The sequence below is a fragment of the Streptococcus suis genome, from assembly GCF_002960445.1.
In the GTDB taxonomy this organism is placed as follows: domain Bacteria; phylum Bacillota; class Bacilli; order Lactobacillales; family Streptococcaceae; genus Streptococcus; species Streptococcus hyiners.
The window spans coordinates 94,133-100,879 of record NZ_POJD01000287.1; the positions used below are offsets into that span (position 1 = coordinate 94,133).

General features: G+C 42.0%; 4 protein-coding genes, 2 tRNA genes, 1 rRNA gene and 1 pseudogene. 2 read left to right on the forward strand and 6 right to left on the reverse strand.

The genetic code is table 11. From position 1 onward, the window contains the following. Positions 1-88: 88 nt before the first annotated feature. A complete protein-coding gene (locus tag C1G53_RS10290; protein ID WP_105118589.1) occupies positions 89-1,303 on the reverse strand; it encodes a pyridoxal phosphate-dependent aminotransferase in 1,215 nt (404 codons plus the stop codon). Between the two features lie 154 nt (positions 1,304-1,457). On the opposite strand from C1G53_RS10290, the gene C1G53_RS10295 reads away from it, so the two are divergent. Further along, positions 1,458-1,910, forward strand: a complete 453-nt coding sequence (locus C1G53_RS10295) for a universal stress protein (RefSeq protein ID WP_105118590.1) — start codon at positions 1,458-1,460, stop codon at positions 1,908-1,910. A gap of 18 nt (positions 1,911-1,928) precedes the next feature. Here C1G53_RS10295 and C1G53_RS13410 read toward each other — a convergent pair. Further along, positions 1,929-3,294 (reverse strand): annotated as a pseudogene (locus tag C1G53_RS13410) (Cof-type HAD-IIB family hydrolase). Between the two features lie 69 nt (positions 3,295-3,363). On the opposite strand from C1G53_RS13410, the gene C1G53_RS10310 reads away from it, so the two are divergent. Further along, positions 3,364-4,323 (forward strand): asparaginase, encoded by a 960-nt coding sequence (locus C1G53_RS10310; RefSeq protein WP_105118593.1) that lies wholly within the window; start codon positions 3,364-3,366, stop codon positions 4,321-4,323. 63 nt (positions 4,324-4,386) lie between these two features. Here the strand turns inward: C1G53_RS10310 and recG are convergent, their stop codons facing one another. The 4 genes from recG to rrf all read right to left on the reverse strand — a co-directional run. Next, complete coding sequence (gene recG / locus C1G53_RS10315) at positions 4,387-6,405, reverse strand: ATP-dependent DNA helicase RecG (RefSeq protein ID WP_105118594.1); 2,019 nt, start codon at positions 6,403-6,405, stop codon at positions 4,387-4,389. Positions 6,406-6,464: 59 nt separating this feature from the next. Beyond that, positions 6,465-6,536 (reverse strand) — tRNA-Glu (locus C1G53_RS10320). Between the two features lie 23 nt (positions 6,537-6,559). Further along, a tRNA-Asn gene (locus C1G53_RS10325) sits at positions 6,560-6,632 on the reverse strand. 5 nt (positions 6,633-6,637) lie between these two features. Next, positions 6,638-6,747, reverse strand: a 5S ribosomal RNA gene (gene rrf, locus C1G53_RS10330); the annotation flags it as partial.

Consider the following 6,747-nt stretch of genomic DNA (forward strand, 5'->3'; position numbering starts at 1 on the left):
TTTCAACAATTATCAGAAAATTTACTATTTTTGAAATAGTACTTGCAATTTCAAGTAAGAAAAAGAGCTGATACTCTCAGCTCCACTCTTATCTACGGTATTGACGCAAGAAACGAGTCATTTTTTCCTGAATTTCTGCCAATTCATCTACACGTGGCAGATAGACAATTCGGAAATGGTCCGGATCTTTCCAGTTGAAACCACGACCATGTACCAACAATACCTTCTCTTGCTTGAGGAAATCCAAGACAAACTGTTCATCATCGTCCACTCGGTACATATCGCGGTCAATCTTAGGAAAGACATATAATCCCGCCTTTGGCTTGACTGCTGATAAACCAGGAATATCATTGATAGCCTTGGTAATAAATTCTCGTTGTTCGTACAGACGACCACCTGGCATGAGTAGTTTGTCAACAGATTGAACACCGCCCAAGGAAGTCTGAACAACTTGCTGAGCCAATACGTTTGAACACAAGCGCATATTGGATAACATGTTCAAACCTTCAATATAGCCCTTCACATGTTTCTTTGGCCCAGACAAGACCATCCAACCCACACGGAAACCACAGATACGATGGGATTTTGACAAACCATTCATGGTCACGACAAATAAGTCTGGTGCCAAGGTCGCAATCGGAATATGAACCGCACCGTCAAAGACCATCCGATCATAAATCTCATCAGAGAAAATAATCAATTCATGTCTGCGAGCAATATCAATAATTCCCTCCAAGACCTCTTTGGGATAAAGAGCACCCGTTGGGTTGTTAGGGTTGATCAAAACAATGGCCTTGGTCCGTGAAGTTACCTTGGCCTCCATATCAGCCAAGTCTGGGTACCAATCCGCCGCCTCATCACAGACATAATGGACAGCCTTACCACCAGCCAAACTCACAGCTGCCGTCCAAAGTGGATAGTCAGGCATAGGTACCAAAACCTCATCCCCATTGTCTAGCAAGCCCTGCATAGACATAACAATCAGCTCACTGACACCATTACCGATATAAATATCTTCGATATCCACATTTGGAAACTTCTTCAATTGGCAATACTGCATAATCGCCTTACGGGCTGAAAAAATTCCCTTACTGTCAGAATAACCTTCTGACTTGCGAGCATTGTGGATGAGATCGCGAATAACCTCGTCTGGAGCAGTAAAACCAAATTCAGCAGGATTTCCTGTATTCAGGCGTAAAATCTGCTCACCGTTGGCACGCATACGCATAGCTTCTTCCAAAACTGGACCACGAATATCATAAGCTACATCATCTAATTTCGTTGATTTATTAAACTGTTTCATGTCGTCACCTCGACTTTCTTCTGTTTTCTATTTTACTTCAAAAGTCAAAAAAGTACAAGAATCCCTTTACATTTTCTCCCAAAAGGCTTATAATATAAATGTAATGATAACCTATCATTCTAGAAATGAAGACTTGCTGAAAGGAGTGACTAGTATGACACAATCTTACAAGACCATCCTCGTAGCTGTCGATGGATCCACAGGTGCTGAATTAGCTCTGCACAAGGCAATTCACGTTGCCAAACGCAACCAGGCTCGATTGGTTATTGCCCATGTGATCGACACGCGGGCCCTTCACAATGTTGTTGCTTTTGATGCTTCTGTCTATGAAACATTAGAAAAAGAAGCGGAGCTATTGCTAGAAGAGTACAAACAAAGCGCTGTTGAGGCTGGATTGGCAGAAGTTCAGATCCATATTGAATTTGGTAATCCAAAGACCCTGTTAGCAGTAGATATTCCTAAAGAAACTGGTGCCGATCTCATGTTACTTGGGGCAACAGGTCTTAATGCCTTCGAACGCCTCCTTATCGGTTCTTCATCTGAATACATCATGCGCCATGCAAATATTGATTTGCTCATCGTCCGCGATGGTGAAAAAAGCTTATAAAACACGAAAAGACTTGATCTAGTTATCAAGTCTTTTCATCTGTCTTTCAAGCTCTATAGCAATCTTTTTCTCCGGTGCAAACTTCTCTTCCCAGTCCTCTGGTTTTAAAATTTTGTGAGTAATCGGATCAAAATGCGCCCTACCATCCGGAAAAACTTTTCCCATATTGGCAGTATGCACCAAATCAAAAATAGGTGCTGGATCTACCCCCATTAAGACAAAAGAACCATAGGTAAAATACAAAATGTCCAAGAGAGCATCTGCCTGGTCCTGCAATGATCTACTAGCCGCCCCCTTGCCTTTCACCTTTTCAACAGCCTTATCCAAGCCATCATGCAACTGATGAACATAGTCTTGGAAAGCCTCCTCACTTTCCGAAGAGGCATGCAAAAATTCTACTATCTCCTCAAGCTTAAAGCTAGAACGGTACAGCGCCATCTGCCCATCATATACCCTTGGGCTTTCCTGAGTATCCCCATCCATCAAGGCATGAAAAGCTTTCACACGATTAAAATTCTCATCTCTGCTCTGAAACATTGTTTTCCTCCAGTAAACCTAACTGAACGAATGCCTTATAAATACCATCGCGGTTGTTGGTATCTGTCACAAATGAGGCCACCTTGCGCACTCTCTTAGTTCCATTTCCCATAGCTACAGAATGTTTAATGGCCTTTAACATTTCATAATCATTATTCGAATCGCCAAAAGCCACAACTTCATCTAAACTAAAACGATATTTCTCAGCAACCTTTAAAATTCCAGATAGTTTTGAACTCCCCTTACTGATAATATCCGTTGCATAGGGGCTGGAACGAGTAAAAGACAAGTCCTGACATCCTGCTTCCAATTCTCTGGTTTCTCTCTCTGTTGTCAGCATCATGAGCTGATAAATCGGCTGTTCCAAATAAACTCTCAGGTTCCTTGGACGCTGTGGTCGAACAAATCGCACCAAACGATTAAGAATAAAATTCACCAAACCAGCAAATCTATCAGGAATGAGGCGACTAAGACGATAGGCAACATTTCCTGTCCCTGTGGACATAATTCTGCTACCAAAAACTCCCTTCGATGTTCCAAGAGCCAAATCCTTATGGTTGATCCGAGCATAATCCATCATCTGTTCAACTTGTCCAACTTCTAAAGCACGACTATGGAGAACCTCTTCTCGCGAAAAAATGTATTGACCATTGTAAGTAATCGCCAAATCCAAACCTAGACTAGCCATATATTGCAAGACAAATCGAGGGTCCCGACCAGTTGCCAAGCCAATCAGTATCCCCTTTGCTTTCAAGGAATTGATGGCTGAGATGGTTGATTTACTCACTGTACGTTTATCTGTCAATAAGGTACCATCAATATCAAAAAATACAGCCTTGATTGCCAACCATCTCACCAACTTTCTTAAAAATGTGTTACAATTAGTATAACATACTTTGAAAGAAACAGAAAATTTATGAAAAAAATTCTCGCCCTACACACAGGTGGAACTATTTCCATGCAAGCCGACCAAGAAGGTCATGTGACAAGCAGTCAAGTCAATCCAATGACACAAATCGACACACCCATTGAAGAAATACAAGTCACAGCCATCGATTTTCTCAATGTTCCAAGCCCTCATATCCGTTTGGAACACATGATGACCCTCTATCAAAAAATCAAGGCTGAACAAGCAAACTTTGATGGATTTGTCATTACCCACGGCACTGATACACTTGAAGAAACAGCCTATTTTCTCGACACCATGGCCATACCGGAAAAACCCATTGTATTAACCGGGGCCATGCGTTCATCAAATGAACTTGGTAGCGACGGAGTTTACAACTACCAAACAGCCCTCCGTGTCGCAGCGGATGAAAAGTCTGCAGACAAGGGAGTGCTAGTCGTTATGAATGATGAAATTCATGCCGCCAAGTATGTTACCAAGACCCATACAACCAATGTATCTACCTTCCAAACACCAACCCATGGGCCGCTTGGACTGGTTACCAAACGTGAAATTCTCTACTTTAAAACAGCTGAACCACGCGTACGCTTTGACCTGTCTGCTGTATCAGGAACAGTTCCAATCATCAAGGCCTATGCAGACATGGACACTGTTCTCCTCGAAGCTCTGACAAAAACTGACATTTCTGGACTAGTTATCGAAGCACTTGGAGCAGGTAACCTCCCACCCACTATCCTTCCAACTATCAAAAAACTCCTGGAACGAGGACTTCCTATTATTCTAGTTTCTCGTTGCTTTAACGGCATTGCCGAACCCGTTTACGCCTATCAAGGCGGTGGCATTCAGCTAGAACAAGACGGCATCCTCTTTGTCAAAGAATTAAATGCACAAAAAGCTCGCTTGAAACTACTAATTGCTCTCAATGCCGGCTTAAAAGGACAAGCCTTAGCTGACTATATCCAGGGTTAAGCGCAATTTGACACTTAAAACCATAAAAGACCGAACAGTCGGTCTTTTTTCAATCTTTCAAATCTAATCTAATTCTTCCTTATCCTTCAAATGTTTCAGCAAAACTGACCAATTTGGATTTTCCTGCCAATTTTCTTCACTAACAATCTGACTAGCAACTCGTCTAGCCTCCTCCAGAATTGGATAATCTTCAACAATATTAGCTACCTGAAATTCTGGTAAACCCGATTGGCGAGTACCAAAAATTTCACCAGACCCACGCATTTTTAAATCTGCCTCAGCCAGTATAAAACCGTCCGTCGTTTCTGTCATAATCTTCATCCGTTCCTTGCCCGACTCTGTTTTAGGATTAGCTAGCAAGATAGCATAGGACTGCTTATGCCCACGTCCAACCCGTCCTCTCAACTGATGAAGCTGACTTAAACCAAAACGGTCGGCATCCATAATAACCATAACTGTTGCATTAGGGACATTGACACCGACTTCAATAACGGTTGTCGAAACCAAAATATCAGTCTTTTGCTCCTTAAAGGCCTGCATAATGGAATCCTTTTCTTCATTTTTCATCTTACCATGTAGCAAATCCACTGTAAACTGTCCACCAAAATGAGCTTGTAAGTCAGCTTGTAAGTCAATGGCATTTTTCAAATCCAAGGCCTCAGATTCTTCGATTAAGGGAGAAATAAAATAAACTTGAGCTCCCTTATTTAATTCCTTTTCAAGCCATTCTAAAACGGTAGGCAACTGTTGATGCTTGACCCATCGAGTAATAATGGGTTTACGCCCAGCCGGTAATTGGTCGATAATAGAAACATCCATATCTCCGAAGGCTGTTATAGCTAAGGTTCGAGGAATAGGCGTTGCTGTCATCATGAGCACATCAGGATTATCCCCCTTTTCTCTAAACAAACGCCTTTGTTTAACACCAAATCGATGTTGCTCATCAGTCACGACAAGCCCTAGCTTGTGATATACTACACCTTCTTGTATCAATGCATGGGTACCAACTATCATCTGAACCCGTCCATCAGAAATCGCCTCTAAAGTAGTTCTACGCTCGGAAACCTTCATCCCTCCCGTTAAGAGCGCAATAGATAAATCTGGGAATAGCTGGCACAAACTCTCATAATGCTGTTCTGCCAAAATTTCTGTTGGAACCATAATAGCCGCTTGCATACCAGCACTTACCGCTGCCAACATCGCCAAGCCTGCAACTACTGTCTTACCAGACCCCACATCTCCCTGCAACAAGCGGTTCATATGGGAGGAAGATCTCATGTCAACCAAAATCTCTTCCAAAGCAGTTAGTTGCGCTTCCGTCAAAAGAAAAGGTAGCCTACCTATTTGTTTGTCTAATACTACCTTATCAAAATCAATCTTCAAACCACTAGAAAGGTCACGGTTCCCAGCTTTCAACAATTGTAATTGCAACTGGAAATAAAATAATTCTTCAAACTTAATACGGCGCAAGGCTTGACGGTATTCATCCAGATTAGACGGAAAATGCATAGCAAAAACAGCCTGTTTTCGATTTAAAAGACGATACTTCTCTAATAAAACTACCGGCAAATTCTCATCCAACAAATCCAAATAACCATTATCAATTGCTAATCTAATAGCTTTGACCAACTGAGATTGAGAAATACCTTGAGCCACATGATAGACCGGTTGTAAATCCTCAGCTACCTGAGCCAACAACTTCATTCCAGTCAGACTAGCCTTTGCCTTATCCCACTTACCCCAAATTGCAATGTCCTGCCCCAGAACAATCTTATCAGCTAAATAGGGCTGATTAAAAAAAGAAACCGACAGAACTATCTCACCCTGCTTAATCGAGAAACGTAACCGATTTCTCTTATAACCATAATACTGCACATTAGCCGGAGATACCACGCTACCAACCACTACAGCCTTTTCCCCATCTTGCAAATCTAATATAGACTTACTTTCAAAGTCCTCGTACCGAAATGGATAATAAGTTAATAACTGCCCAATAGTCACAAGATTCAATTTTAAAAATTTCTCTGCTGATTTTGGACCAATTCCAGGCAACATCGATAAATGATCTGACAAACTTTTCATAATTCAATTATACAATAAAACTCTTTTAGTAACAAAAAAAGGGCTAATGCCCTTCGATATAGTCCGTACGGGATTCGAACCCGTGTTACCGCCGTGAAAAGGCGGTGTCTTAACCCCTTGACCAACGGACCATGTAACTAAAGATTTCTCTTTACTCCGCCAACAGGGCTCGAACCTGTGACATCATGATTAACAGTCATGCGCTCTACCAACTGAGCTATGGCGGAATTTCGCTAAGCGACTACCGTATCTCACAGGGGGCAACCCCCAACTACTTCAGGCGTTCTAGGGCTTAACTGCTGTGTTCGGCATGGGAACAGGTGTATCTCCTAGGCTATCGTC

Excerpts from the sequence above, each read along its gene's own strand:
- C1G53_RS10290 (WP_105118589.1), bottom strand. The coding sequence starts at position 1,303 with ATGAAACAGTTTAATAAATCAACGAAATTAGATGATGTAGCTTATGAT.
- C1G53_RS10295 (WP_105118590.1), top strand. The coding sequence starts at position 1,458 with ATGACACAATCTTACAAGACCATCCTCGTAGCTGTCGATGGATCCACA.
- C1G53_RS10310 (WP_105118593.1), top strand. The coding sequence starts at position 3,364 with ATGAAAAAAATTCTCGCCCTACACACAGGTGGAACTATTTCCATGCAA.
- recG (WP_105118594.1), bottom strand. The coding sequence starts at position 6,405 with ATGAAAAGTTTGTCAGATCATTTATCGATGTTGCCTGGAATTGGTCCA.